This window comes from Pseudomonas acericola (SeqCode) (assembly GCF_053456465.1).
In genome coordinates this window covers 1,114,484-1,139,771 of the sequence record NZ_JBRFJB010000002.1, presented here as the reverse complement: position 1 = coordinate 1,139,771, position 25,288 = coordinate 1,114,484, and the positions used below count along the sequence as shown (strand labels likewise).

Below are 25,288 nucleotides of genomic sequence, written 5' to 3'. Positions count from 1 at the left end.
GGCGGGTTGTCATCCAAGTTGGGGGCTAAGGCCAGGATTTCAAGGGCGGCTTGGTTCCTCGATCTTGAAATGCGCGCGAGCGGTGGCAATCGGTTCCGCCGCCGTGCTCTGCCAGGCGGTGATCGCGACATTCGCCACCCGCCGGCCTTGGCGCCACACCTGGCACTTGGCGTAGGTGTCGCGATACTGGCCGGCGCGCAGGTAATCCAGGGAGAAGTCGATGATTTTCGGCAGGCCCGGCGCACCGGTAAACACCAGCAGGTGCAGCGCCGCCGACAGCTCCATAAAGCCGGCAATCACCCCGCCGTGAAGCGCTGGCAATATCGGGTTACCAATATTGTCCTTGCTGGCCGGCAGGCGAAACAGCAACTCGTCCCCCAGGCGGGTGCATTCGATGCCGATCAACTTCGCGTAGGGAATCAGGCCGAGCAGTTCGTCGTAATTGCCGCGCGCATGGGCTTGTTCCAGGCGGGTCTTGAATCGATGTGTCATGCCTGCTCTCCCTTGATGGCGCTGCCCAGTCCTTGTGTGCCCTTGAGACGCTTGCCCATGCGCATGAACGTGCCCACCACATGGGCGATGGGCTGTTGCGGGTCGTCCTGGTAGGCGAAGCCACGGGTGAAAATCACGTCGGTGGTGACGCGGTAGCATTGGGCGAAACCAAACACGGGTTTATGGGGCTCGGCCGGATGCATGTAGTCGATGCGCAGGTCGAGGGTCGGGCACACCTCGAACTCCGGCAAGACGCACAGGGTGGCCATGCCGCAGGCCGTGTCCATCAGCGAGGTCAAGGCGCCACCATGGATCACACCAGTATTGGGATCACCGACGAGATGGGAGGCGTAGGGCATGATCAGCGTGATGCCCTCCCCGCTCGCGTGATGAGCGGTAATACCCAGCACCTGACAATGGCGCAAGGCCGATACAAAGCGCGTCGCACGCTCTAACAAAGGGTTTTCGGTCATTCGTTCGGGACTCTTATTAGTGTGGATCGACAAAATCGGTGGCGCCGGAAAAAGTTCCTTTAAGTCAGCGGTTTATATATCTGTGAAACAAAAGGAACTAATGCCGGAGCCCCATGCTCGAAAGGCCAGTAGATATCTTCAATAAGGAGAAACACCCCATGCGCAAGACTTTAGCTATTTCCATGATGCTCGCTGCTGCCCTCGGTCTCGCTGCCTGCGACAAAAAATCCGAAGACAAAGCCCAAGACGCCGCTGCACATTCCGAGCAAGCTCAGAAAGACATGGCGAAGGCTCAGGATAAAGTGAACGACGCTGCGAAAGAAAACGCCGAAGCTGCCAAAGCTCAGGCTGAATCGAACGCCGCCGCTGCAAAAGAAGCTGCACCTGCTACACCAGCCACCGGTTCTTGAGACCGCGGCTCGAAATAGCTCCGCTGCAAAAAGAAAGCCCGCTTAGATAGCGGGCTTTACTTTGTCTGGGTTTTTTATTTGCAGCGTTAGTTACGCCGCCTCTTTAACCGCCTCCGGCAACGGCGTGTCGGTCTGCGTATACACCATCACTTGCAGCACGTCGGAATGAAACTCCCGGCGGTACAGCACCAACACCACCCCGGTGCTCATCAACATGAACAACCAGGGGCTGACAAACCACGCCAACATGGTCATGCCGAAGTAATAAGAACGCAGGCCAAAGTTGAATTGGTTGGCCGCCATGGAAATCACCCGTGCCGCCCGTAGGGCAAACGCCTTGCGCTCCTGCTCCGACACATGCCGCTCACCGATCATCGGTGCCGAGCCCACCAGCACCGCTGCGAAGTTGTACTGGCGCATGCACCAGCTGAAGGTGAAGAAGGCGTAGACGAACACCAGCGCGAGGCACAGCAACTTGATCTCCGACATGCCCTGGGACGCCTGCTGCACCATGGGAATGTCCGCCAGCAACGACACCGCCCGCTCCGAGGCCCCCAGCACGGTGAGAATACCGGCGAGGATAATCAAGGTGCTGGAGGCGAAGAACGAGGCGTTACGCTCCAGGTTGCCGATCACGCTGGCATCGGCGATGCGGTTGTCGCGCATCAGCATGCGGCGCATCCAGTCTTCGCGATACAGATGCAGCACGCTGGCCAGGCACGCCGTGTCCCGCGCTTTCCAGGTGGCATAACGGGTGTAGCCGCCCCAGCACAGGGCGAACCAGAGCGCGGCAAGCAGGTGGATCAGATTGGCTTCGATGAACGACATGCGGGTCCCTATGACGAGCGCGATCAATGTGGGAGCTGGCTTGCCTGCGATGGCGTCTGTTCAGTCACTGTTGCGTCAACTGATAGACCGCTATCGCAGGCAAGCCAGCTCCCACACTGACTGCGTTTCAACTTGAAATTTTCTTAACCTGTTCGACGTTAGCTCAGGCGAAAAGACACTGCCTGACAGCCAAAAAAAATGCCCCGTATCGATTGATACGGGGCATTTCGGTAGAGCCTTCAGCCTATCAAGCGATCGCTTCGCTGCGCTTGCCAAGCATAAGATCAACCACAAACGCCACCACCAGGGTCATTACCGACGGCACCAGCCACGCCAGGCCCTGCTCGCTCAGCGGCAGGTGCGCCAATTGCGACGGCATCCAGTCGGCCAGACCAGCGCCCTTGAGCGCGTCGATGCAGCCAAAGATGAACGACACCAGCATCACCGGGCCAACAATGCGGCCCTGCTCATTCCAGAAGTCTTTGCAGAAGCTCAAGGCCACCAGCACGATGCACGGCGGGTAGATCGCCGTCAGCACCGGGATCGAGAACGCGATCAACTTGGTCAGGCCCAGGTTGGACACGAACAGCGAGAACAGCGCCAGGATCACCACCAATGTCTTGTAGGACAATGGCAGGACGCGGCTGAAGTACTCGGCGCAGGCACAGGTCAGGCCCACGGCGGTGACCAGGCACGCCAAGGAGATCAACACAGCCAGGAAGCCGCTGCCCAGGGAACCGAAGGTGTGTTGCACGTAGGCATGCAGCACCGCTGCGCCGTTGCTCGCGCCGGCGGCAACGGCATGGCTGCCCGAACCCAGGCGGAACAGGCTGAAGTACACCAGGGCCAGGCCCACGCCGGCAATCAAGCCCGCAATGATGGCGTAACGGGTGATGAGCTTGGGCGACTCGACGCCACGGGAGCGGATGGCATTGACGATCACGATGCCAAACACCAGGGCGCCCAGGGTATCCATGGTCAGGTAGCCCTGGATAAAGCCTTGGGAAAACGGTGCGGCCACATATTCCGGGGTTGCGACACCCACGTCACCGGCCGGCAAGGCAAATGCAGCGATACCGAGGATCGCCAGGGCGATGATCTTCAGTGGGGCGAGGAAGCGACCCACGGTATCCAAGAGTCGCCCTGGGTACAGGGAAACGAAGAACACCACCAGGAAGTACACCGAGCTGTAGAGGAACAGCGCCAGCGGGCTTTCGCCGGTCAGCGGCGCCAGGCCCACTTCAAAGGACACGGTCGCGGTCCGCGGGGTGGCGAACAGCGGCCCTACCGCCAGATACGCCGCCGCCGCGAGCAGGCCACCGGCGATCTTGCCGATCGGGCTGCTCAACGCGTCCATACCGCCGCCGACCTTGGCCAGGGCGATCACGGTGACCACCGGCAAACCCACTGCGGTGATCAGAAAGCCCAGCGCTGCCATCCAGACATGAGGCCCGGACTGCAAACCAACGATAGGCGGGAAGATGATGTTGCCGGCGCCCACGAACAGGGCAAAGGTCATAAAGCCCAACGCCAGGATATCCTGGCTTTTCAACACTTTCATTTCGGGAAATACCACACTACTGAATCGGAATTTAGAGAGGGATTCCCTATGGATGAGGGAAATACTGCCAGCCCTGATGGGGGCCGACCGGTCTAGCGCGGGGCTTCCTTTTGGGAGGCACACGCATAAAGAGGCGGCTAGGTTACAGAATTTGGCTGACGAACGCACTGTTGCGGGGCGAACTGTCCGATAAGCGACATCTGAATGTCGCGTTTTCATACTTAACTTGGCAATACATTCCACTGTGGGAGCTGGCTTGCCTGCGATAGCGGTGTATCAGAACCAGACGAGCTGGCTGATGAACCGCTATCGCAGGCAAGCCAGCTCCCACATTTGACCGAGTAGATACCCCAAAAAATGGGCAAACCCGGAAAGCACAAAGGCCACCCGAAGGTGGCCTTTGCTTGGTGAAGCGTCAGCTAAGCGCGAGGCTTACTTGACAGCCCAACCGGTCAGCTCGGACAAAGCCTTGCCGATGTCTGCCAGCGAACGCACGGTTTTAACGCCTGCGTCTTCCAGGGCAGCAAACTTCTCGTCTGCAGTGCCTTTACCGCCAGAGATGATTGCGCCAGCATGGCCCATGCGCTTGCCAGCAGGGGCAGTCACACCAGCGATGTAGGAAACAACCGGCTTGGTCACGTGTGCCTTGATGTAGGCAGCCGCTTCTTCTTCAGCCGAACCGCCGATCTCACCGATCATCACGATCGCTTCGGTCTTCGGGTCTTCCTGGAACAGTTTCAGGATGTCGATGAAGTTCGAACCTGGGATCGGGTCACCGCCGATGCCGACGCAAGTCGACTGACCGAAACCGGCGTCAGTGGTCTGCTTCACAGCTTCGTAGGTCAGGGTGCCGGAACGGGAAACGATACCGACTTTACCTGGCAAGTGAATGTGACCTGGCATGATGCCGATCTTGCATTCGCCTGGAGTGATCACGCCTGGGCAGTTAGGGCCGATCAGGACAACACCCAGCTCGTCGCACTTAACTTTAGCGTCCAGCATGTCCAGGGTAGGAATGCCTTCGGTGATGCAAACGATCAGCTTGATGCCGGCGAAAGCGGCTTCCAGGATCGAGTCCTTGCAGAAAGGAGCTGGAACGTAGATCACGCTGGCGGTAGCGCCAGTTTGAGCAACAGCGTCTTTCACGGTGTTGAACACTGGCAGACCCAGGTGCTCGGTGCCGCCTTTACCAGGAGTTACACCACCAACCATCTTGGTGCCGTATTCGATGGCTTGCTGGGTGTGGAAACTACCTTGGGAACCGGTAATGCCCTGGCAGATAACTTTGGTGTCTTTATTGATCAGGACGCTCATTATTTGCCCTCCGCAGCTTTAACAACTTGTTGAGCAGCGTCGGTCAGGCTGGTAGCCGCGATGATGTTCAAACCGCTTTCTGCCAGTACTTTAGCGCCCAGTTCAGCGTTGTTGCCTTCAAGGCGAACAACAACCGGGATTTTCACGCCGACTTCTTTCACTGCACCGATGATGCCTTCGGCAATCATGTCGCAACGAACGATGCCGCCGAAGATGTTGACCAGTACTGCAGCGACGTTGGAGTCGGACAGGATGATCTTGAAGGCTTCGGTAACGCGTTCTTTGGTAGCACCACCGCCTACGTCGAGGAAGTTGGCTGGTTTGCCGCCATGCAGGTTGACGATGTCCATGGTACCCATGGCCAGGCCAGCACCGTTGACCATGCAACCGATGTTACCTTCCAGGGCTACGTAGTTCAGTTCGAACTTGGCAGCGTGCGCTTCGCGCGGATCGTCTTGCGACGGATCGTGGAAAGTCTTCAGCTTAGGCTGACGGTACATGGCGTTGGCGTCGATGTTGATCTTAGCGTCGAGGCAATGCAGATCGCCGTCAGCCTTGATCACCAGCGGGTTCACTTCCAGCAGGGCCAGATCGTGATCCTGGAACAGTTTGGCCAGACCTACGAAGATCTTGGCGAACTGGGCAACTTGCTTGCCTTCCAGACCCAGCTGGAAAGCCAGCTCGCGACCCTGGAATGGCTGAGCGCCAACCAGTGGATCGATAGTGGCTTTCAGAATTTTTTCTGGGGTGTCATGGGCGATCTTCTCGATGTCCACGCCACCTTCGGTGGAAGCCATGAACACGATGCGACGGCTCGAACGGTCAACGACAGCGCCCAGGTACAGCTCTTTAGCGATATCAGTGCACGATTCAACCAGGATCTTGGTGACTGGCTGGCCATTGGCATCAGTCTGGTAAGTCACCAGACGCTTGCCCAGCCACTGCTGTGCGAAGGCCTTGGCGTCTTCTTTGCTGCGAACCAGCTTAACGCCGCCCGCTTTACCGCGACCACCAGCGTGGACCTGGGCTTTGACAACCCACTCGGTACCACCGATTTTGTCGCAAGCTTCTGCTGCTGCTTCCGGGGTGTCGACTGCGAAACCCTGGGATACTGGCAGGCCGTATTCAGCGAACAGCTGCTTACCCTGATACTCGTGAAGATTCATGCTTTTTACCGTCTTCGTTAGGTACTGCGCATTCGGCGCTGCGCTCATTATGAGTGCCGCGCCACCTGTGACTGCTGCTTGCGCAACTTGCGGGGCTCAAGGCCCGTAAAGCTGCGCAAGGCTGCGTCCAGCGGATATTCCGCGGTGAGTCTTGCGCGCAAGGCTCACGACGGGCAACTCCGCCGTGGTTTCTTATTATCTCGCTTAGCGCTTCTTGCGGTTGGCGATGTGGATGGCGCCGCCATTCACTGCCAACGCAGCTTCGTGCAACGCTTCGGACAGGGTCGGATGGGAGAAGACCATCATGCCCAGGTCCTCGGCACTGGTGCCGAATTCCATACCGATCGCGCCTTGCTGAACCAGTTCTGCAGCGCTCGGGCCAATCACGTGGACGCCCAATACGCGGTCAGTCTTGGCATCAGCGATGACTTTGACAAAACCACCGGTGTCGTTCGCTGCCATGGCACGGCCAGAAGCGGCAAACGGGAAGGTGCCGACGTTAACTTCAACGCCTTCAGCTTTCAACTGCTGTTCGTTCTTGCCGACCCATGCAATTTCCGGGTGGGTGTAGATAACCGATGGAATCAGGTCGTAGTTCATCTGGGTTTTGTGGCCCTTGATGCGCTCGACAACCATGATGCCTTCTTCGGAAGCCTTGTGCGCCAGCATCATGCCGCGAACCACGTCGCCGATGGCGTAGACGCCAGGCACGGAGGTAGCGCAGTGATCGTCAACGTGCACGTAGCCGCGCTCGTCGAGGCTTACACCGCTGTCAGCGGCCAGCAGGTCGGTGGTCACTGGACGACGACCAACGGCTACGATCAGCTTGTCGAAAGTGATGGTTTTTTCGCCATCTTTATCGGTGTAGTTAACGACAACTTCTTCGCCGTTGACTTTCGAGCCGGTCACGCGAGCGCCCAGCTTGATGTCCAGACCTTGTTTGGTCAGGGTTTTCAGCGCTTCTTTGGAGACGGCAGTGTCGGCAGCCAGCAGGAACGTGTCCAGGGCTTCCAGCACGGTCACTTCAGCGCCCAGACGGGACCATACCGAACCCAGTTCCAGGCCGATCACGCCAGCGCCGATCACGCCCAGACGCTTAGGTACAGCCTGGAATTCCAGGGCGCCGGTCGAATCAACGATCACGTTGTTATCAACGGGAGCCGGTGGAATGTCGATTGGGCGCGAACCTGGAGCCAGGATCACGTTTTCAGCTTCGATGATTTCGGTCGAGCCGTCTGGCTTGGTGATTTCAACTTTCTTGCCGGCCAGCAGCTTGCCGTGGCCTTGCAGGGAAGTGACGCCGTTGGCCTTGAACAAGGTCGCAACGCCGGAAGTCAGGCCCTTAACGATGTTGGCTTTACGGCCGACCATTGCTGGTACGTCCATAGTTACGCCAGCATGGTTGATGCCGTGGATCGCGAAGCCGTCTTGGGCTTCGTGGAATTTCCAGGAGCTGTCCAGCAGCGCCTTGGAAGGAATGCAACCGACGTTCAGGCAAGTACCGCCCAGCGCCAGTTTGCCTTCCTTGTCGGTGTATTTTTCGATGCAAGCAGTCGAGAGGCCCAATTGTGCGGCCTTGATCGCGGCAACGTAGCCGCCAGGGCCTGCACCAATCACTACGACGTCAAATTTCTGTGTCATGAAAATAGATCCTCTATTTGCGACAAGCTTTTAGCCGCAAGCTGCAAGCCAAGCTGCTTTTTCCTACAGCTTGTAGCTCGCAACTTGCAGCTGCTTATATCAGATATCCAGCAGCAGACGAGCCGGGTCTTCCAGCAGGTTCTTGATGGTCACCAGGAACGTCACGGCTTCTTTACCATCGATCAGGCGGTGATCGTAGGACAGTGCCAGGTACATCATCGGGCGGATCACGACTTGGCCGTTGATGGCCATCGGACGCTGGATGATGTTGTGCATGCCCAGGATCGCAGCTTGCGGCGGGTTGACGATCGGGGTCGACATCATCGAACCGAAAGTACCACCGTTGGTGATAGTGAAGGTACCGCCGGTCATCTCGTCGATGCTCAGCTTGCCGTCACGGGCTTTCTTGCCGTAGCCGGCGATGCCGCCTTCGATTTCAGCCAGGCTCATCAGCTCGGCGTTACGCAGAACCGGCACTACCAGGCCACGGTCGCTGGATACGGCAACGCCGATGTCTGCATAGCCGTGATAAACGATGTCGCTGCCGTCGATGGAAGCGTTGACTGCCGGGAAGCGTTTCAGCGCTTCGGTGGCCGCTTTCACGAAGAACGACATGAAGCCCAGGCGCACGCCGTTGTGGGACTTCTCGAACAGGTCCTTGTACTTCGAACGCAGGGCCATGACTTCGGTCATGTCGACTTCGTTGAACGTGGTCAGCATCGCCATGTTCGACTGTGCTTCAACCAGGCGCTTGGCCACGGTGGCACGCACGCGAGTCATCGGTACGCGCTTCTCGGTGCGGTCGCCAGCGGCGAACACAGGCGCAGCGGCAGCCGGGGCAGCAGCCTTGGCAGGTGCGGCAGCTGGAGCGTTTTTCTTCGCTTCAACAGCGGCAACCACGTCTTCCTTGGTCACGCGGCCGTCTTTGCCGGTGCCTTTGATGGAAGCCAGGTTGATGCCGTTTTCTTCAGCCAGTTGACGCGCAGCTGGAGCAGCGATCGGGTCTTCAGCGCCAGCAGCCGGAGCGGCAGCAGGAGCCGAGGCAGCTGGTGCAGCAGCGGCTGGAGCAGCGGCAGCAGCGCTGCCCTCTTCGATCGAGCCCAGCACCTGGTTCGACAGAACGGTTGCGCCTTCTTCGGCAACGATTGCGCCCAGCACGCCGTCAGCTTCAGCCAACACTTCCAGAACGACTTTGTCGGTCTCGATGTCGACGATCAGGTCGTCACGCTTGACGGCCTCGCCTGGTTTCTTGTGCCAGGTGGCAACGGTGCCATCGGCAACCGATTCCGGGAATGACGGGGCTTTGATTTCGATAGCCATTATCTGTGTGTCCTTAAAATTCGGTTTCAGTCAGCGCGAAGGCGTTAAACAGTGAAAGCATCTTGCAGCAGTTTTTCCTGCTGCTCGGCGTGCATCGACGCATAACCACACGCAGGTGCAGCAGAAGCATCACGACCGGCGTACTCCAGGCCCAGGCCTGCTTTGTGGTTACCGATACTGCGACGCAAGTGATGCTGGCTGCTGTACCACGCGCCCTGGTTCATCGGTTCTTCCTGACACCACACCACATTGGTGAGGTTGGTGTAGGCCGCGATGGCCTCCATCAGGTCGTCTTCCGGGAACGGGTAAAGCTGCTCGATACGCACGATGGCGATGTCTTCGCGGCCTTCGGCACGACGTTTTTCCAGCAGGTCGTAGTAGACCTTGCCGCTGCACAGGACCAGGCGAGTCACCTTGGCTGCATCCAATGCATCGATTTCTGGAATCACGGTCTGGAACGAGCCTTCGGCCAGATCTTCCAGGGTCGAGATGGCCAATTTGTGACGCAACAGCGATTTCGGGGTCAGCACTACCAGCGGCTTGCGCAGCGGGCGGATCACCTGGCGACGCAGCAAGTGGTAGATCTGGGCCGGGGTAGTCGGCACGCACACCTGGATGTTGTGCTCGGCGCACAGCTGCAGGTAACGCTCCAGACGGGCCGAGGAGTGCTCCGGACCCTGACCTTCATAACCGTGTGGCAGCAACATGGTCAGACCGCACAGACGGCCCCACTTGTGCTCGCCGCTGGTGATGAACTGGTCGATAACCACCTGGGCACCGTTGGCGAAGTCGCCAAACTGGGCTTCCCAGATCACCAGCGCGTTTGGCGTGGTGGTCGAGTAGCCGTATTCGAACGCCAGTACGGCTTCTTCGGACAGGAACGAGTCGTACAGGTCGAAACGTGGCTGGCCTTCGTACAGGTTCTGCAACGGGATGTAGGTGCCCGCGTCTTTCTGGTTGTGCAATACCGCGTGACGGTGCGAGAACGTACCACGGCCGATGTCCTGGCCGGTCATGCGGATCGGGTGACCTTCGAACGCCAGGGTCGCGTACGCCATGGTTTCGGCGTAACCCCAGTTGATCGGCAGGCCGCCGGCTTGCATCTTCTGACGGTCTTCGTAGATCTTCGCAACCTGGCGCTGTACGACGAAGCCTTCTGGAATTTCCAGCAGCTTGGCAGACAGTTCCTGCAAGGTCTTCAGGTCGAACGAGGTGTCGTGACGCGCAGTCCAGGTGTGACCCAGGTACGGACGCCAGTCCACGAACAACTCTTTGTTCGGCTCTTTAACCAGGCTTTTCACTACGTGCAGACCGTTGTCCAGCGCGTTGCGGTATTCATCGATCTTCGCCTGAACACGCGCATCGTCAACCACGCCGGCCTTGGTCAGGCTTTCGGCGTACAGCTCACGGGTGGTGCGCTGCTTGGTGATCTGCTGATACATCAACGGCTGGGTGCCGCTAGGCTCATCCGCTTCGTTGTGACCGCGACGGCGGTAGCAAACCAGGTCGATCACTACGTCACGCTTGAACTGCATGCGGTAGTCGATGGCGAGCTGGGTCACGAACAACACGGCTTCCGGGTCATCGCCATTCACATGGAGGATCGGCGCCTGGATCATCTTGGCCACGTCGGTGGCGTACTCGGTAGAGCGCGCGTCCAGCGGGTTGCTGATGGTGAAACCAACCTGGTTGTTGATCACGATGTGAATCGTGCCACCGGTCTTGAAGCCGCGGGTCTGCGACATCTGGAACGTTTCCAGGACCACGCCTTGACCGGCGAATGCCGCGTCACCGTGGATGGAAATCGGCAGGACTTTTTCACCGGTAGCGTCGTTACGACGATCCTGGCGAGCACGGACCGAACCCTCGACCACTGGAGAAACGATTTCCAGGTGGGATGGGTTGAAGGCCATGGCCAGGTGAACTTCACCGCCGGTGGTCATCACGTTGGACGAGAAGCCCTGGTGGTATTTAACGTCACCGGAACCCAGCTCGACCTTCTTCTTGCCTTCGAACTCGTCGAACAGTTCACGCGGGTTCTTGCCGAAGGTGTTGACCAACACGTTCAGGCGACCACGGTGAGCCATGCCGATCACGATTTCCTTGGTGCCGTAGGAACCGGAACGCTGGATCAGCTCGTCGAGCATCGGGATCAGGCTTTCGCCGCCTTCCAGGCCGAAACGCTTGGTGCCTGGGTATTTGGTGCCCAGGTATTTTTCCAGGCCTTCGGCAGCGGTTACGCGCTCAAGCAGATGGCTGCGTACGTCAGCGGACAAAACCGGACGGCCGCGCACACCTTCCAGACGATGCTGGAACCAGTGGCGTTGCTCGGAATCGGTGATGTGCGTGAACTCGGCGCCAATGGTGCGGCAATATGTCTGCTGCAACGCTTCGTGAATTTCGCGTAGGCTCGCTTCCTCTTTGCCGATGAACAGGTCGCCGGCACGGAAGGTCGTATCAAGATCGGCATTGGTCAAGCCGTAATGATTGATCGACAGGTCAGCAGGTGCAGGACGCTTCCAGAGCCCCAGCGGGTCAAGCTGGGCCGCCTGGTGGCCGCGCATCCGGTAGGCCTGGATCAGTCGCAGCACTTCAACTTGCTTCTTCTCATGCTCACTGCTCACGCTGCCGGCGGAAACCGGTTGAGCGCGGCGCTGGTTCTTTGCCAGCAGCACAAATTGATCGCGAATTGTTGCGTGCGATACATCGGTGGCAGCGTTGCCGTCTGAAGACAACGTCTGAAATTTGGTGCGCCATTCTTCTGGCACAGCGTTAGGGTCGTGCAGGTAGAGCTCATAAAGCTCTTCCACATAGGCAGCGTTACCACCTGAAAGATAGCCGCTGTTCCACATGCGCTGCATCACGCTTTCTTGCATGCTTGGTCACCCTCGATTTGGGGACACCACCGGCGAAAACACCGAGTTTGCTTGCAAAAGGCCAAGTGCAGCGACCAAAACAAGCCACTTAGGATCACGCTGATAGTTCGGGTACCAACCCGAATGCCCCTGCTTGTCTCATTTCTTCAAAATAAGAGCTGCGGCTTTGTAAGTCGCTGCTCAAGTTAAAACTACGGCGCCGGTTGAAGCCTGCGCCGTAGCATTTACGGGCACAACGGTCCTGCTTTGCTACAACGTCAGTTACACGCCGCTTTGCAGCAGCATGTTACGGATGTGACCAATGGCCTTAGTCGGGTTCAGGCCTTTGGGACATACGTTGACGCAGTTCATGATCCCGCGGCAGCGGAATACGCTGAACGGGTCATCCAGTGAAGCCAGACGCTCGGAGGTCTTGGTGTCACGGCTGTCTGCCAGGAAGCGGTACGCTTGCAGCAGGGCAGCTGGACCCAGGAATTTATCCGGGTTCCACCAGAAGGATGGGCAAGAGGTCGAGCAGCAAGCGCACAGGATGCACTCGTACAGACCGTCAAGCTTCTCACGTTCTTCCGGGGACTGCAGACGCTCGATGGCCGGAGCCGGCGTGTCGTTCTGCAGGAACGGCTTAACTTTCTCGTATTGCTTGTAGAAGATGCTCATATCGACGACCAGGTCACGGATAACCGGCAAACCTGGCAGTGGACGAACAATCAGCTTGTTGCCTTTAACCACGGCGGACAGCGGCGTGATGCACGCCAGGCCGTTTTTGCCGTTGATGTTCATGCCGTCGGAACCGCACACACCTTCACGGCAAGAGCGACGATACGAGAAGCCCTCGTCCTGCTCTTTGATCAGTGCCAATACATCCAGCACCATCAGGTCTTTACCACCGGTATCGACCTGGAATTCCTGCATGAACGGCGCGGCGTCCTGATCAGGGTTGTAGCGATAAACACTGACTTTCAACATGGCAGCCACCCTTAGTAAGTCCGAATCTTCGGTTCAAACGTCGGCACCGTCTTCGGCGAGAAGTTCACGGCACGCTTGGTTACGCGCTTGTCACCCGGGAAGTACAGGGTGTGGCACAACCAGTTTTCGTCGTCGCGATCTTCAAAGTCTTCACGGGCGTGGGCACCACGGGATTCTTTACGAACCTCGGCAGCGATTGCAGTCGCTTCGGCCACTTCCAGCAGGTTTTGCAGCTCAAGGGCTTCGATACGAGCGGTGTTGAACGCCTGGCTCTTATCGTTGATCTTGACGTTGGCGATGCGCGTACGCAGGTCGGCCAACTGGGCAATACCCTTCTGCATGTATTCGCCGGTACGGAATACACCGAAGTAGTTCTGCATGCAGCTTTGCAGCTCGCGACGCAGGGTTGCCACGTCTTCGCCATCGGTACGCTCGTTCAGAGCGTTCAGGCGCGCCAGGGCGGTTTCGATGTTGGCGTCGGTGGCGTCATCGTATTCGATGCCGTCAGTCAGCGCTTTTTCCAGGTGCAGGCCAGCAGCACGGCCGAATACCACCAGGTCGAGCAGCGAGTTGCCGCCCAGACGGTTGGCACCGTGTACCGATACGCAAGCCACTTCGCCTACGGCGAACAGACCGTGGATGATCTCGTCCACGCCTTCGGCGTTCTGGGTGATCGCCTGGCCATGAATGTTGGTCGGTACGCCGCCCATCATATAGTGGCAGGTTGGAACCACTGGCACTGGCGCCAGTACCGGGTCAACGTGAGCAAAGGTCTTGGACAGCTCGCAGATACCTGGCAGGCGGCTGTGCAGCACTTCCTCACCCAGGTGGTCGAGCTTGAGCATCACGTGGTCGCCGTTCGGGCCACAGCCGTTGCCGGCGATGATTTCTTTAACCATCGAACGCGCAACAACGTCACGACCAGCAAGGTCTTTCGCGTTCGGAGCATAACGCTCCATGAAACGCTCGCCGTGCTTGTTGATCAGGTATCCACCTTCACCACGGCAACCTTCGGTAACCAGTACACCGGCGCCGGCGATACCGGTCGGGTGGAACTGCCACATCTCGATGTCTTGTACCGGCACGCCAGCACGCAGGGCCATGCCGACGCCGTCACCGGTGTTGATCAGGGCGTTGGTGGTCGACGCGTAGATACGGCCTGCACCGCCAGTCGCCAGAACAGTCGCCTTGGCGCGGATATAGGTGGTTTCACCGGTTTCGATGCAGATGGCGATCACACCAACGAATGCACCGTCAGCGTTTTTCACCAGGTCCACGGCGTAGTACTCGTTCAGGAACGTAGTACCGGCTTTCAGGTTGCCCTGATAAAGGGTGTGCAGCAGCGCGTGACCAGTACGGTCGGAAGCGGCGCACGTACGGGCAGCCTGCCCGCCTTTACCGTAATCCTTCGACTGGCCGCCGAATGGACGCTGGTAGATACGGCCTTGTTCGGTACGGGAGAACGGCAGACCCATGTGGTCCAGTTCGAACACCGCAGCCGGGCCTTCCTGACACATGTACTCGATAGCGTCCTGGTCACCGATATAGTCGGAACCCTTGACGGTATCGTACATGTGCCAGCGCCAGTCATCGTTCGGATCGGCGGAAGCGATGGCGCAGGTGATGCCACCCTGGGCCGATACGGTGTGGGAACGGGTCGGGAACACCTTGGTGATCACGGCAGTCTTGTGACCGCCCTGGGCCAGCTGCAGCGCTGCGCGCATGCCAGCACCGCCGCCACCAATAATGATGGCGTCGAATGAAATAGTTGGAATGTTAGCCATGAATCAGATACCCCAAAGAATCTGCACACCCCAGACGAAGTAAGCGAACATCGCGACGCCGCAGACTGCCTGGAAGAGAAAACGTACTGCAGTCGCGGACTTGCCCAGCGCCATCGGCGTCAGGTAGTCGGTCGCGATGGTCCACATGCCAACCCAGGCGTGTGCGCCCAGGGCTACAAGGGCCAGCAGACTGAAGATTCGCATCGCATTGTGGGAAAACAGGCCATGCCATTGCTCATAGCTGATGCCTGGATTTGCGACGAGGTATCCGATCAGGAAAATGAAATAAGCCGCGAGAACGACCGCAGACACACGCTGTGCCATCCAGTCATAGAGGCCCGAACGCGAAAGGTTCGTAACGCTGGTTACCATATCCAAACTCCTGCCAGAACGATCAGCACCACGGAAATGGCGATGATGATTTTCGAGCCCAGGCGGCCGCCTTCCAGCGTCTCACCGATACCCGCATCCATGATCAAGTGGCGCACACCGGCTACCAGGTGATACAGCAGAGCGGACAGGAGGCCCCATGCTACGAACTTGGCCAGCGGGCTGGTCAAGCATGCCTTCACCTCGGCGTAACCTTCCTCGGAACCCAGGGATTTGCTCAATGCATAAAGCATGATGCCCAAGCCCAGGAACAGGATGATGCCGGAAACACGGTGCAGGAACGACGTAACGCCGGTGATGGGGAGTTTGATGGTCCTTAGGTCTAGGTTTACAGGTCGTTGGCTATTCACGGCTTTTTTTCACACTGAAGAGCCCCTAACAATCAGGGCAAAGTTGTTGGGGAGTGCACTGGTCAGGTAAGCACCACCCAGGGAGTGCGACCCCCAATGAAAGCAAGCCCAAAAGCCCTTGGCGGTCGGTGGCCGAGTATAGACAGTTAGGTTACTAATGACAACGCGCGCACCTCACCCTAATAGCTGATTGCGCTGGCGGTATAAAAGGCGTAAATGGCAGTCAATTTCGAGGAAAAAGTACGGTTAAAGCCTTCTGGTGCAAGACTTTAGGCAAATTGACATCTGGATTTATATCAATATAGTGGTGCGGGCCCTGCGTGGGGGGTCTGTCTGATGATTTGAAGCATAAATAGGAGGCCACATGGCTGACAAAAAAGCGCAGTTGATCATCGAGGGCGCAGCCCCCGTCGAGCTGCCCATTTTAACCGGCACCGTTGGTCCCGATGTTATCGACGTACGGGGCCTGACGGCCACGGGCCGTTTCACATTCGACCCAGGCTTCATGTCGACCGCCTCTTGCGAGTCGAAGATCACCTATATCGATGGTGATAATGGCATTTTGCTGCATCGCGGCTACCCGATCGAGCAACTGGCCGAGAAATCGGACTACCTGGAAACCTGCTACCTGCTGCTAAATGGCGAACTGCCAACAGCCGAGCAGAAAGCCCAGTTCGTCAGCACCGTGAAGAACCACACCATGGTTCACGAGCAATTGAAGACCTTCTTCAACGGCTTCCGTCGCGACGCCCACCCGATGGCCGTCATGTGCGGTGTGGTCGGCGCCCTGTCGGCCTTCTATCACGACTCCCTCGACATCAATAACCCGCAGCATCGCGAAATTTCCGCGATCCGCCTGGTTGCCAAGATGCCGACCCTGGCCGCAATGGTTTACAAGTACTCCATGGGCCAACCCATGATGTACCCGCGCAACGACCTGACGTACGCGGAAAACTTCCTGCACATGATGTTCAACACCCCGTGCGAGATCAAACCGATCAGCCCGGTGCTGGCCGCTGCGATGGACAAGATCTTCATCCTCCACGCCGACCACGAGCAGAACGCATCGACCTCTACCGTGCGCCTGGCAGGTTCTTCGGGTGCCAACCCGTTCGCCTGTATCGCCGCCGGTATCGCCGCACTGTGGGGCCCTGCCCACGGCGGTGCGAACGAAGCCGTATTGACCATGCTTGATGAAATCGGCGATGTGTCCAACATCGACAAGTTCATCGCCAAGGCCAAGGACAAGAACGATCCGTTCAAGCTGATGGGCTTCGGCCACCGGGTCTACAAGAACCGCGACCCGCGCGCCACCGTGATGAAAAAGACCTGCGACGAAGTGTTGAAGGAACTGGGCATCAAGAACGATCCGCAACTCGAACTGGCCATGCGCCTGGAAGAGATCGCCCTGACCGACCCGTACTTCATCGAACGCTCGCTGTACCCGAACGTCGACTTCTACTCGGGGATCATCCTCAAGGCAATCGGCATTCCAACCAGCATGTTCACCGTGATCTTCGCCCTGGCGCGGACCGTGGGCTGGATCTCCCACTGGAAAGAAATGCTCTCCAGCCCGTACAAGATTGGCCGCCCGCGCCAGCTGTACACCGGCTACGAGTCGCGTGACATCACCAAGCTGGAAGATCGCAAGTAAGCATTCAACTGCTTAGCTGCATTGAGAACGGCCTCCCTTAGTGGAGGCCGTTTTTGTTTGTGTCGCCTGTACCATCGCCATCGCAGGCAAGCCAGCTCCCACATTCGACCGAGTACACCCCTTGGAATGCAGTCAAATGTGGGAGCTGGCTTGCCTGCGATTAGGCCCGAACAGCCACCCCTGAACCCCAGACAAAAAAATACCCCAGCCTTGCGACCGGGGCACTTCTTATCCAGCTACAACCTTAGTGAGAAACCGCCCCACTCGCCCCCAGGCCAGTCTGCGAACGCACAAACTGCGGGAAGTAAAGCGCACGCTCTTTCTCCGCCGCCGCCGACTTGTCGGTGATGGAGAAGAACCAGATACCGACGAACGCAATGATCATCGAGAACAGCGCTGGGTACTCGTAAGGGAAGATGGCTTTTTCATGGTGCAGGATCGAGACCCAGATGGTCGGGCCGAGGATCATCAGGCCTACGGCGCTGATCAAGCCCAGCCAGCCGCCAATCATGGCGCCACGGGTGGTGAGGTTTTTCCAGTACATAGAAAGCAGCAACACCGGGAAGTTACAGCTGGCCGCAATGGAGAACGCCAAGCCAACCATGAACGCGATGTTCTGGCTTTCGAACAGGATACCCAGGCCGATTGCCAATACACCCAAGGCCACGGTGGTGATCTTCGACACGCGAATCTCATCTTTCTCGTTGGCCTTGCCTTTCTTGATCACGCTGGCGTACAGGTCATGGGACACCGCCGACGCACCGGCCAGGGTCAAGCCGGCAACCACCGCGAGGATGGTGGCGAACGCCACGGCCGAGATGAAGCCCAGGAAGATACTGCCACCCACCGCGTTGGCCAGGTGCACCGCCGCCATGTTGTTGCCACCGAGCAAGGCGCCTGCAGCATCCTTGAACGCCGGGTTGGTGCTGACCAGCAGGATCGCGCCGAAGCCGATGATAAAGGTCAGGATGTAGAAGTAACCGATGAAACCCGTGGCGTAGAACACACTCTTGCGGGCTTCTTTAGCGTCGCTGACGGTGAAGAAGCGCATCAGGATGTGTGGCAGGCCAGCCGTACCGAACATCAGCGCAAGACCGAGGGAGAACGCTGAGATCGGGTCTTTCACCAAGCCACCCGGGCTCATGATCGCCTCGCCTTTGGCGTGAACCTTGATCGCCTCGGAGAACAGCGTGTTGAAGTCGAAGTTGACGTGCTTCATCACCATCAGCGCCATGAACGAGGCACCGGACAGCAACAGCACGGCCTTGATGATTTGCACCCAAGTGGTCGCCAGCATGCCGCCGAACAGCACGTACATGCACATCAGGATGCCCACCAGGATCACCGCAACGTGGTAGTCCAGGCCGAACAGCAGTTGGATCAACTTGCCCGCGCCGACCATCTGCGCGATCAGGTAGAACGCCACCACCACCAGCGAACCACACGCCGACAGGCTGCGGATCTGGGTTTGCCCGAGGCGGTAGGACGCCACGTCGGCAAACGTGTACTTGCCCAGGTTACGCAGGCGCTCGGCGATCAGGAACAGGATGATCGGCCAGCCCACCAGGAAGCCGATCGAGTAGATCAGGCCGTCATAACCGGAGGTGTACACCAGCGCGGAAATCCCCAGGAAGGACGCCGCCGACATGTAGTCACCGGCAATCGCCAGGCCGTTCTGGAAACCGGTGATCTTGCCACCGGCCGCATAGTAGTCGGCCGCCGATTTGTTGCGCTTGGATGCCCAGTAGGTGATGCACAGGGTGGCACCGACGAACGCGACAAACATCACGATGGCCGATACGTTCAGGGGTTGTTTATGCACTTCACCGGTCAACGCGTCCGCGGCCCAAAGGGCCGGAGCGAAGAACGAAGCGCCAAGTAGTGCCAGTAGACGACCGATCATTGCGCAGCCTCCTTGAGAATCGCATTGTTCAGGTCGTCAAATTCGCCATTGGCCCGGCGCACGTAGATGCCGGTCAGGATGAAGGCGGACACAATCAGTCCGACGCCCAGGGGAATGCCCCAGGTAATCGAAGAACCGGGGCTGATCTTGGCCCCCAGCACTTGTGGCCCGTAGGCGATCAACAGGATGAAAGCGGAGTAAAGCCCGAGCATGATCGCCGAGAGAATCCAGGCGAATCGTTCCCTTTTTCTCACCAGCTCCTTGAAACGCGGGCTGTTTTGAATCGAGAGGTAAATGCTGTCGTTCATTGTTTTTATCCTCGCAGCACAGCTTTTTTATTATTTTGGAACGTATCCACTGTATGCGGCTGCCGTAGAGGTTCCAGACGACCTTAGTCTTAGATCGAGTGTAGCGAGGGATTGTCAGAGCGCAGGAGGATTTGCAGAGGGACAAATTAGTGTGGGAGCGGGCTTGCCCGCGATTGCGGTGATTCAGTCAGCTTAAGCATCGACTGACACACTGCTATCGCGGGCAAGCCCGCTCCCACATTAGGTTTGTGGCGTGCTTGCTACAGATTACTTACCGATCCACTCAGCCACACGCTCAGGGTGCTTGGCCACCCAATCCTTGGCCGCCGCATCCGGCTTGGCGCCCTCTTGAATAGCCAGCATGACCTCGCCGATTTCATCCTTGGAAGCCCACTGGAATTTCTTCAGGAAGGCCGCAACTTCCGGCGCTTTCTTCTCCAGGCCCTTGCTGCCGATGCTGTTGACGGTTTCAGCCGCGCCATACACGCCTTTTGGATCTTCCAGGAAGCGCAGTTTCCACTTGGCGAACATCCAGTGTGGCACCCAACCGGTGACCGCAATGGATTCCTGCTTGTCTTCAGCACGGGTCAGTTCGGCGATCATCGCTGCGCCCGAACTGGCTTGCAGTTTGTAATCTAGGCCGTACTGCTTGATCGCTTCGTCGGTTTTGAGCATCACGCCTGAACCGGCGTCGATACCAACGATTTTGTTCTTGAAGGTGGTGTCGGTCTTGAGGTCTTCGATGGATTTGGCTTTCACGTACTCCGGCACGATCAGGCCGATTTTCGCATCCTTGAAGTTAGGGCCGTAGTCGACCACCTTGTCCTTGTTCTTGGTCCAGTACTCACCGTGGGTCACCGGCAGCCAGGCAGACAGCATGGCGTCGAGTTTGCCGGTGGCCACGCCTTGCCACATGATCCCGGTGGCGACGGCTTGCAGTTTCACGTCATAACCGAGCTTGGCCTTGATCACCTCTGCCGCCACGTGAGTGGTGGCAACGCTGTCGGACCAACCGTCCACGTAGCCGATGCTCAGGGTTTTGCTGTCGGCGCTGGCCAGTGTGGAGCTCATCGCAACTACCAGAGTGGCAGCTGCGCCCAAGAGTCGTCGCATCTTCATCGTACTTCCCCGAAAGTGCTGCGCCCGACGGATGCCGAGCGACGTCAACCTGTTGTTATGTGGTGCGCCGCGCCCCCGTCACGCGCATCGATCCGGTTGCTGCGGCATCAGTGGAGTGCTGACACTTCGATCATCAACCCGGCGGGACTTGGAACCTGCTCTGTCAGCGACCTCACCCGAGCAAGAAACGACATCACAACGCCAGCAGGACGCTTTGTAGGATTTGGCGTCAAAATCCCGCCCGAACTTTGCATGTCAAAATTATGCAGCCCCACTGGGACGCGCCAAATCCGGGTAAGATGCGCGCCTTTGCTCCCCCAGATAAGCCGACCATGCCCGCGACTGCCCGCTTTCCTGCCCTGCCCTATTTCTTCGCCTTGATCCTTGGCCTGCTGGCCCTGGTCGGTTACTGGTACGGCCTCGGCCGGCCGGTGGTGTTGCCCGACGTCGCCAGCGCTTCGCACAAAATGCAGTGCGCGTCCTACACGCCGTTCGATAAAGACCAATCGCCGTTCGACCAGCCGTTCAAGCTGCGCCCCGAGCGCATGGAAGCCGACCTCGCCTTGCTGGCCACCCGTTTTGAATGCATTCGCACCTACTCAATGACCGGCCTGGAAGCCCTGCCGGACCTGGCGCGCAAGCATGGCTTGAAGGTGATGGCCGGTGCCTGGGTCAGCAGTGACCCGGTGGCCACCGAAAAGGAAATCAACGAACTGATCGCCTCGGCCAACGCCAACCCGGATGTCGTCACGTCGGTAATCGTCGGCAACGAAGCGCTGCTGCGCAAGGAAGTCACTGCCACGCAGTTGGTGAAACTGATCCAGACGGTCAAAAGCCAGATCAAACAGCCAGTGACCTACGCCGACGTGTGGGAATTCTGGCTGCAACACCCGGAAATCGCCCCGGCCGTGGACTTCCTGACCATTCACCTGCTGCCGTACTGGGAAGATGACCCGTCCGGGATCGACCAGGCGCTCAAGCATGTAGGCGACGTGCGCCAGACCTTCGGCACCAAGTTCGCGCCCAAGGACATCCTGATCGGCGAAACCGGCTGGCCCAGCGAAGGCCGCCAGCGTGAAACCGCGGTGCCGAGCCGGGTCAACGAAGCCAAGTTCATGCGCGGTTTCGTGGCCATGGCCGAAGCCAATGGCTGGCACTACAACCTGATCGAAGCCTTTGACCAGCCGTGGAAACGCGCCAGTGAAGGTGCCGTGGGCGGCTATTGGGGCCTGTTCGATGCGGATCGCCAGGACAAAGGCATCCTCGCCGGGCCGGTGACCAATGTGCCGTACTGGCCGTTGTGGCTGGGTGTAGGCGGGTTGATCCTGCTGGGTACCTTGGCGCTGGGTGGCCGTGTACGCAGCACCCGTGCCGCGCTGGCCCTGCCGCTGCTGGGCGCGGTGGCGGCTTGCTCCATCGGCAGCTGGGCAGAACTGACCCGCATCACTGCGCGTTTCAATGATGAATGGGTGTGGGCAGGTTTGCTGCTGGTGTTGAACCTGTTGGTGCTGGCCCACGCCGCGCTAGCCTTGAGTGCTCGCGAAGGCTGGCGTGAGCGAGCGTTCAACTGGCTGGAGCAACGGGCCGGCTGGCTGATGGCGATTGCCGGGTTTGCCGGGGCCGTGATGATGTTGGCGTTGGTGTTCGAGCCGCGCTATCGCAGCTTCCCAAGTGCGGCGCTGGTGCTGCCGGCCTTGGTGTACCTGGTTCGTCCGGTCACTGGCCCGCGCCGGGAGATTGCGTTGCTGGCGTTTATCATCGGTGCCGGCGTTGCGCCGCAGTTGTACCGCGAAGGTCTGTTGAATCAGCAGGCTTGGGGTTGGGCGGTGGTCAGCGTGCTGATGGTTGGGGCTTTGTGGCGGTGCTTGCGGGTGCGCAAGGCTTAAGTTCGCTATCGCAGGCAAGCCAGCTCCCACACTTTGACCGTGTGAACCCAGTCAAGTGTGGGAGCTGGCTTGCCTGCGATGAGGCCCTATCAGGCAACCCGCGGCTTCCTGACCAACCGCAACCCCGCAATCACCAACGCAAACACCGCAAACCCGGTGTTGTACAACGCCAGCGCCGGCAACCCGACCACCATCCCCAGCACCGCCAGCCACCAGCCCACACGGCCCGGCACAAAAAACGCGACAACCGACGCAATCAACGCCACCCAACCCAGCACCTTGAAGTGGATCATCAAGCCCAGGTTCGACCGCAACTGGCATTCCCAGCGGCCGGCTTCGTCGGCGCAGATCCCCACCCAACTGCCATCCTCCATAAAACCGTAGCGCGCACCATAACTGGCAGCCAGCCACAGCGGCAGGGCAATAAGCAGCAAAATCAACGGCAAGCGACGGGACATGGGGCACTCCGATAGGCAAAAACGGCGCTCAGCTTAATGCCCCGGTGGCCGTTAGCAAGGCGCATACACACAATTTGTGTCCACCAAAGCGTGGCAAAGTGTATCGTCTGGCTACTATTACCCCGATTCCGACGTTATTTTCCGAGATTTCGTGCCGTGTGATGGCACTTCGGCGACAGCGCGGTGGTCATAGCCTGCGAACTTCATTTAGCACGTTTCCTCTTAGGGATTTAGTCATGCTCCGTTCCTTGCGCTGTGCTGCCCTGCTGGGCAGCCTTTTTCTGAGTGCGTCAGCACTGGCGGTCGATATCGACCAAGCCAGCTATGGCTACCCTTTGACCAACCCGTTTGAAGCGACCATCGCCACCACCCCGCCCGACCTTCGGCCAAAATTGCCGAGCAACGACGAGATCAACCAGTCCGACTACACCCTGACGATGCGCCCCGAGCGCGAGTTCAGCCTGCCCGACAACTTCTGGCCGGTGAAGAAGCTCACCTACCGCATCGCCAAGCAAGACCGCGCTGCGCCGCTGATCTTCCTGATCGCCGGCACCGGTGCGCGGTTCGACAGCAGCATCAACGAATACCTGAAAAAACTGTATTACCAGGCCGGCTACCACGTGGTGCAACTATCATCGCCCACCAGCTTTGATTTCATCAGCGCCGCCTCACGCTTCGCCACCCCGGGGATCACCCAGGAAGACGCCGAAGACATGTACCGCGTGATGCAAGCCGTGCGTGCGCAGAATGCCTCGCTGCCGGTGACCGACTTCTACCTCACCGGCTACAGCCTCGGCGGCCTCGATGCAGCATTCGTGGCCAAACTGGACGAGACCCGCCGCAGCTTCAACTTCAAGAAAGTCTTGCTGCTGAACCCGCCGGTCAACCTCTACACCTCGATTACCAACCTCGACAAGCTGGTACAGACCGAGGTCAAGGGCATCAACAACACCACCACCTTCTATGAACTGGTGTTGAACAAACTGACCCGCTACTTCCAACAGAAGGGCTACATCGACCTCAACGACGCCCTGCTCTACGACTTCCAGCAATCCAAGCAGCACCTGACCAACGAACAGATGGCCATGCTCATCGGCACCTCGTTCCGCTTCTCGGCGGCCGACATTGCCTTTACCTCGGACCTGATCAACCGTCGCGGCCTGATCATCCCGCCGAAGTACCCGATCACCGAAAGCACCAGCCTCACGCCGTTCCTCAAGCGCGCGCTGCAATGCGACTTCGACTGCTACCTCACCGAGCAGGTGATCCCGATGTGGCGCGCCCGCACCGACGGCGGCAGCCTGCTGCAACTGGTTGACCAGGTCAGCCTTTACGCGCTCAAGGACTACCTGCACAGCAGCAAGAAAATCGCCGTCATGCACAACGCCGACGACGTGATCCTCGGCCCTGGCGACCTCGGTTTCCTGCGTAAAACCTTCGGCGATCGCTTGACCGTCTACCCGCTGGGCGGCCACTGCGGCAACCTCAATTACCGCGTCAACGCCGACGCCATGCTGGAGTTCTTCCGTGGCTAAATATCTTCTGCTGCTCGCTGCCTTGATGTGCGCGGGCGTGGCCAATGCCGACAACAGCAAGGCTCACGAACCGATCAAGGTCGACTCCGATGGTTTCAAGGAGCCGTTGTCCAAGCTCAAGTTCAACCCCGGCATGGACCAGCGTGAGTTCGAGCGTTCGTCGCTGACCGCACTCAACGTCTACGACCCGCTGGAGGCCTGGAACCGTCGGGTGTACCACTTCAACTACCGCTTCGACCAATGGGTATTCATCCCCGTGGTCAACGGCTACACCTACGTAACCCCAAGTTTCCTGCGTACCGGCGTGAGCAACTTCTTCAACAACCTGGGCGATGTGCCCAACCTGGTGAACAGCCTGCTGCAACTCAAGGGCCACCGTTCCCTGGAAACCACCGGGCGCCTGCTGCTCAACACCACCATCGGCATCGCCGGCCTGTGGGACCCGGCCACCGCCATGGGCCTGCCGCGCCAGAGCGAAGACTTCGGCCAGACCCTGGGCTTCTACGGCGTGCCCGGCGGCGCGTACCTGGTGCTGCCGGTCTTCGGCCCGTCGAACCTGCGTGACACCACTGGTTTGATTGTGGACTACACCGCAGAGAGCCAGATCAACTTCCTCAACGTCTCCGAAGTCAGCTCCAACCACCCGGAAATCTGGGCGTTGCGCGCGGTAGACAGGCGCTACCAGACCAGCTTCCGTTACGGTCAGATGAATTCACCGTTTGAGTATGAAAAGGTGCGTTACATCTATACGGAATCGCGCAAGTTGCAGATTGCCGAGTAAACAACGCCCACAAAAAAGGCCATTCGATTGAATGGCCTTTTTTATTGAAAAAATTGTTTCCTTACGCGGCAAA

General features: G+C 58.7%; 22 protein-coding genes. 5 read left to right on the top strand and 17 right to left on the bottom strand.

Translation table 11 applies throughout. From position 1 onward, the window contains the following. Window positions 1-39: 39 nt before the first annotated feature. Window positions 40-492 (bottom strand): PaaI family thioesterase, encoded by a 453-nt coding sequence (locus ACU688_RS11435; protein WP_257781958.1) that lies wholly within the window; start codon window positions 490-492, stop codon window positions 40-42. Further along, window positions 489-965, bottom strand: a complete 477-nt coding sequence (locus tag ACU688_RS11430; protein ID WP_448184763.1) for a PaaI family thioesterase — start codon at window positions 963-965, stop codon at window positions 489-491. Before ACU688_RS11430 ends, ACU688_RS11435 begins: the two co-directional genes overlap by 4 nt. 158 nt (window positions 966-1,123) lie before the next feature. On the opposite strand from ACU688_RS11430, the gene ACU688_RS11425 reads away from it, so the two are divergent. After that, complete coding sequence (locus tag ACU688_RS11425; RefSeq protein ID WP_026136463.1) at window positions 1,124-1,375, top strand: hypothetical protein; 252 nt, start codon at window positions 1,124-1,126, stop codon at window positions 1,373-1,375. Between the two features lie 90 nt (window positions 1,376-1,465). Here ACU688_RS11425 and ACU688_RS11420 read toward each other — a convergent pair whose 3' ends face one another. The 11 genes from ACU688_RS11420 to sdhC form a co-directional block, all read right to left on the bottom strand. Further along, window positions 1,466-2,203 (bottom strand): DUF599 domain-containing protein, encoded by a 738-nt coding sequence (locus ACU688_RS11420; protein ID WP_448184762.1) that lies wholly within the window; start codon window positions 2,201-2,203, stop codon window positions 1,466-1,468. Between the two features lie 247 nt (window positions 2,204-2,450). After that, window positions 2,451-3,764: a branched-chain amino acid transport system II carrier protein gene (gene brnQ / locus ACU688_RS11415; RefSeq protein WP_448184761.1), complete on the bottom strand. Its 1,314-nt coding sequence runs from the start codon at window positions 3,762-3,764 to the stop codon at window positions 2,451-2,453. Between the two features lie 432 nt (window positions 3,765-4,196). After that, window positions 4,197-5,078: a succinate--CoA ligase subunit alpha gene (gene sucD / locus ACU688_RS11410; protein WP_028621692.1), complete on the bottom strand. Its 882-nt coding sequence runs from the start codon at window positions 5,076-5,078 to the stop codon at window positions 4,197-4,199. Continuing rightward, window positions 5,078-6,244, bottom strand: coding sequence for an ADP-forming succinate--CoA ligase subunit beta (gene sucC / locus ACU688_RS11405; protein WP_017734333.1), 1,167 nt, complete (start codon window positions 6,242-6,244; stop codon window positions 5,078-5,080). Before sucC ends, sucD begins: the two co-directional genes overlap by 1 nt. A gap of 204 nt (window positions 6,245-6,448) precedes the next feature. Beyond that, entirely contained in the window at window positions 6,449-7,885 is a 1,437-nt protein-coding gene (gene lpdA / locus ACU688_RS11400) for a dihydrolipoyl dehydrogenase (RefSeq protein ID WP_017734334.1), read from the bottom strand. A gap of 99 nt (window positions 7,886-7,984) precedes the next feature. Further along, complete coding sequence (odhB, locus tag ACU688_RS11395; protein WP_017734335.1) at window positions 7,985-9,205, bottom strand: 2-oxoglutarate dehydrogenase complex dihydrolipoyllysine-residue succinyltransferase; 1,221 nt, start codon at window positions 9,203-9,205, stop codon at window positions 7,985-7,987. A 44-nt stretch (window positions 9,206-9,249) separates the two neighbouring features. Continuing rightward, window positions 9,250-12,081 carry a 2-oxoglutarate dehydrogenase E1 component gene (locus tag ACU688_RS11390; RefSeq protein ID WP_017734336.1) on the bottom strand — a complete coding sequence of 944 codons (2,832 nt, stop codon included), beginning with the start codon at window positions 12,079-12,081 and terminating at the stop codon, window positions 9,250-9,252. Window positions 12,082-12,342: 261 nt separating this feature from the next. Continuing rightward, the gene (locus ACU688_RS11385; RefSeq protein WP_003172807.1) at window positions 12,343-13,047 is read right to left on the bottom strand and encodes a succinate dehydrogenase iron-sulfur subunit; all 705 of its coding nucleotides are present in this window, start codon (window positions 13,045-13,047) and stop codon (window positions 12,343-12,345) included. Between the two features lie 11 nt (window positions 13,048-13,058). After that, window positions 13,059-14,831, bottom strand: a complete 1,773-nt coding sequence (gene sdhA / locus ACU688_RS11380; RefSeq protein ID WP_026136464.1) for a succinate dehydrogenase flavoprotein subunit — start codon at window positions 14,829-14,831, stop codon at window positions 13,059-13,061. A 3-nt stretch (window positions 14,832-14,834) separates the two neighbouring features. Beyond that, window positions 14,835-15,203 (bottom strand): succinate dehydrogenase, hydrophobic membrane anchor protein, encoded by a 369-nt coding sequence (gene sdhD / locus ACU688_RS11375; RefSeq protein ID WP_016974690.1) that lies wholly within the window; start codon window positions 15,201-15,203, stop codon window positions 14,835-14,837. Next, the gene (gene sdhC / locus ACU688_RS11370) at window positions 15,197-15,571 is read right to left on the bottom strand and encodes a succinate dehydrogenase, cytochrome b556 subunit (RefSeq protein ID WP_016979564.1); all 375 of its coding nucleotides are present in this window, start codon (window positions 15,569-15,571) and stop codon (window positions 15,197-15,199) included. Before sdhC ends, sdhD begins: the two co-directional genes overlap by 7 nt. 364 nt (window positions 15,572-15,935) lie before the next feature. Between sdhC and gltA the strand changes: the two genes are divergently transcribed. After that, window positions 15,936-17,225 carry a citrate synthase gene (gltA, locus tag ACU688_RS11365; protein ID WP_017734340.1) on the top strand — a complete coding sequence of 430 codons (1,290 nt, stop codon included), beginning with the start codon at window positions 15,936-15,938 and terminating at the stop codon, window positions 17,223-17,225. Window positions 17,226-17,469: 244 nt separating this feature from the next. Here the strand turns inward: gltA and ACU688_RS11360 are convergent, their stop codons facing one another. The 3 genes from ACU688_RS11360 to ACU688_RS11350 form a co-directional block, all read right to left on the bottom strand. Then, window positions 17,470-19,128, bottom strand: coding sequence for a cation acetate symporter (locus ACU688_RS11360; protein WP_017734341.1), 1,659 nt, complete (start codon window positions 19,126-19,128; stop codon window positions 17,470-17,472). After that, a complete protein-coding gene (locus ACU688_RS11355) occupies window positions 19,125-19,436 on the bottom strand; it encodes a DUF485 domain-containing protein (RefSeq protein ID WP_003190001.1) in 312 nt (103 codons plus the stop codon). Before ACU688_RS11355 ends, ACU688_RS11360 begins: the two co-directional genes overlap by 4 nt. Window positions 19,437-19,703: 267 nt before the next feature. Further along, window positions 19,704-20,555: a glycine betaine ABC transporter substrate-binding protein gene (locus tag ACU688_RS11350; protein WP_124525326.1), complete on the bottom strand. Its 852-nt coding sequence runs from the start codon at window positions 20,553-20,555 to the stop codon at window positions 19,704-19,706. Window positions 20,556-20,887: 332 nt separating this feature from the next. Between ACU688_RS11350 and ACU688_RS11345 the strand changes: the two genes are divergently transcribed. Next, complete coding sequence (locus ACU688_RS11345; RefSeq protein WP_448184760.1) at window positions 20,888-22,441, top strand: glycoside hydrolase family 17 protein; 1,554 nt, start codon at window positions 20,888-20,890, stop codon at window positions 22,439-22,441. 89 nt (window positions 22,442-22,530) lie between these two features. Here the strand turns inward: ACU688_RS11345 and ACU688_RS11340 are convergent, their stop codons facing one another. After that, window positions 22,531-22,899 carry a hypothetical protein gene (locus tag ACU688_RS11340; RefSeq protein WP_448184759.1) on the bottom strand — a complete coding sequence of 123 codons (369 nt, stop codon included), beginning with the start codon at window positions 22,897-22,899 and terminating at the stop codon, window positions 22,531-22,533. Between the two features lie 236 nt (window positions 22,900-23,135). Here ACU688_RS11340 and ACU688_RS11335 point away from each other — a divergent pair, with 236 nt between their 5' ends. After that, window positions 23,136-24,434: a serine protein kinase PrkA gene (locus ACU688_RS11335; protein WP_017734345.1), complete on the top strand. Its 1,299-nt coding sequence runs from the start codon at window positions 23,136-23,138 to the stop codon at window positions 24,432-24,434. Continuing rightward, on the top strand, window positions 24,427-25,215 hold the full coding sequence (locus ACU688_RS11330; RefSeq protein WP_448184758.1) for an MlaA family lipoprotein: 789 nt from the start codon (window positions 24,427-24,429) through the stop codon (window positions 25,213-25,215). The genes ACU688_RS11335 and ACU688_RS11330 overlap by 8 nt, the downstream gene beginning before the upstream one ends. The last annotated feature ends 73 nt before the right edge of the window (window positions 25,216-25,288 follow it).

Excerpts from the sequence above, each read along its gene's own strand:
- lpdA (WP_017734334.1), bottom strand. The coding sequence starts at position 7,885 with ATGACACAGAAATTTGACGTCGTAGTGATTGGTGCAGGCCCTGGCGGC.
- ACU688_RS11350 (WP_124525326.1), bottom strand. The coding sequence starts at position 20,555 with ATGAAGATGCGACGACTCTTGGGCGCAGCTGCCACTCTGGTAGTTGCG.
- brnQ (WP_448184761.1), bottom strand. The coding sequence starts at position 3,764 with ATGAAAGTGTTGAAAAGCCAGGATATCCTGGCGTTGGGCTTTATGACC.
- gltA (WP_017734340.1), top strand. The coding sequence starts at position 15,936 with ATGGCTGACAAAAAAGCGCAGTTGATCATCGAGGGCGCAGCCCCCGTC.
- ACU688_RS11430 (WP_448184763.1), bottom strand. The coding sequence starts at position 965 with ATGACCGAAAACCCTTTGTTAGAGCGTGCGACGCGCTTTGTATCGGCC.
- sucD (WP_028621692.1), bottom strand. The coding sequence starts at position 5,078 with ATGAGCGTCCTGATCAATAAAGACACCAAAGTTATCTGCCAGGGCATT.
- ACU688_RS11335 (WP_017734345.1), top strand. The coding sequence starts at position 23,136 with ATGCTCCGTTCCTTGCGCTGTGCTGCCCTGCTGGGCAGCCTTTTTCTG.
- sdhA (WP_026136464.1), bottom strand. The coding sequence starts at position 14,831 with ATGGCTAACATTCCAACTATTTCATTCGACGCCATCATTATTGGTGGC.
- ACU688_RS11345 (WP_448184760.1), top strand. The coding sequence starts at position 20,888 with ATGCCCGCGACTGCCCGCTTTCCTGCCCTGCCCTATTTCTTCGCCTTG.
- ACU688_RS11390 (WP_017734336.1), bottom strand. The coding sequence starts at position 12,081 with ATGCAAGAAAGCGTGATGCAGCGCATGTGGAACAGCGGCTATCTTTCA.
- odhB (WP_017734335.1), bottom strand. The coding sequence starts at position 9,205 with ATGGCTATCGAAATCAAAGCCCCGTCATTCCCGGAATCGGTTGCCGAT.
- ACU688_RS11435 (WP_257781958.1), bottom strand. The coding sequence starts at position 492 with ATGACACATCGATTCAAGACCCGCCTGGAACAAGCCCATGCGCGCGGC.
- ACU688_RS11385 (WP_003172807.1), bottom strand. The coding sequence starts at position 13,047 with ATGTTGAAAGTCAGTGTTTATCGCTACAACCCTGATCAGGACGCCGCG.
- sdhD (WP_016974690.1), bottom strand. The coding sequence starts at position 15,203 with ATGGTAACCAGCGTTACGAACCTTTCGCGTTCGGGCCTCTATGACTGG.
- ACU688_RS11420 (WP_448184762.1), bottom strand. The coding sequence starts at position 2,203 with ATGTCGTTCATCGAAGCCAATCTGATCCACCTGCTTGCCGCGCTCTGG.
- ACU688_RS11355 (WP_003190001.1), bottom strand. The coding sequence starts at position 19,436 with ATGAACGACAGCATTTACCTCTCGATTCAAAACAGCCCGCGTTTCAAG.
- ACU688_RS11360 (WP_017734341.1), bottom strand. The coding sequence starts at position 19,128 with ATGATCGGTCGTCTACTGGCACTACTTGGCGCTTCGTTCTTCGCTCCG.
- sucC (WP_017734333.1), bottom strand. The coding sequence starts at position 6,244 with ATGAATCTTCACGAGTATCAGGGTAAGCAGCTGTTCGCTGAATACGGC.
- ACU688_RS11340 (WP_448184759.1), bottom strand. The coding sequence starts at position 22,899 with ATGTCCCGTCGCTTGCCGTTGATTTTGCTGCTTATTGCCCTGCCGCTG.
- ACU688_RS11425 (WP_026136463.1), top strand. The coding sequence starts at position 1,124 with ATGCGCAAGACTTTAGCTATTTCCATGATGCTCGCTGCTGCCCTCGGT.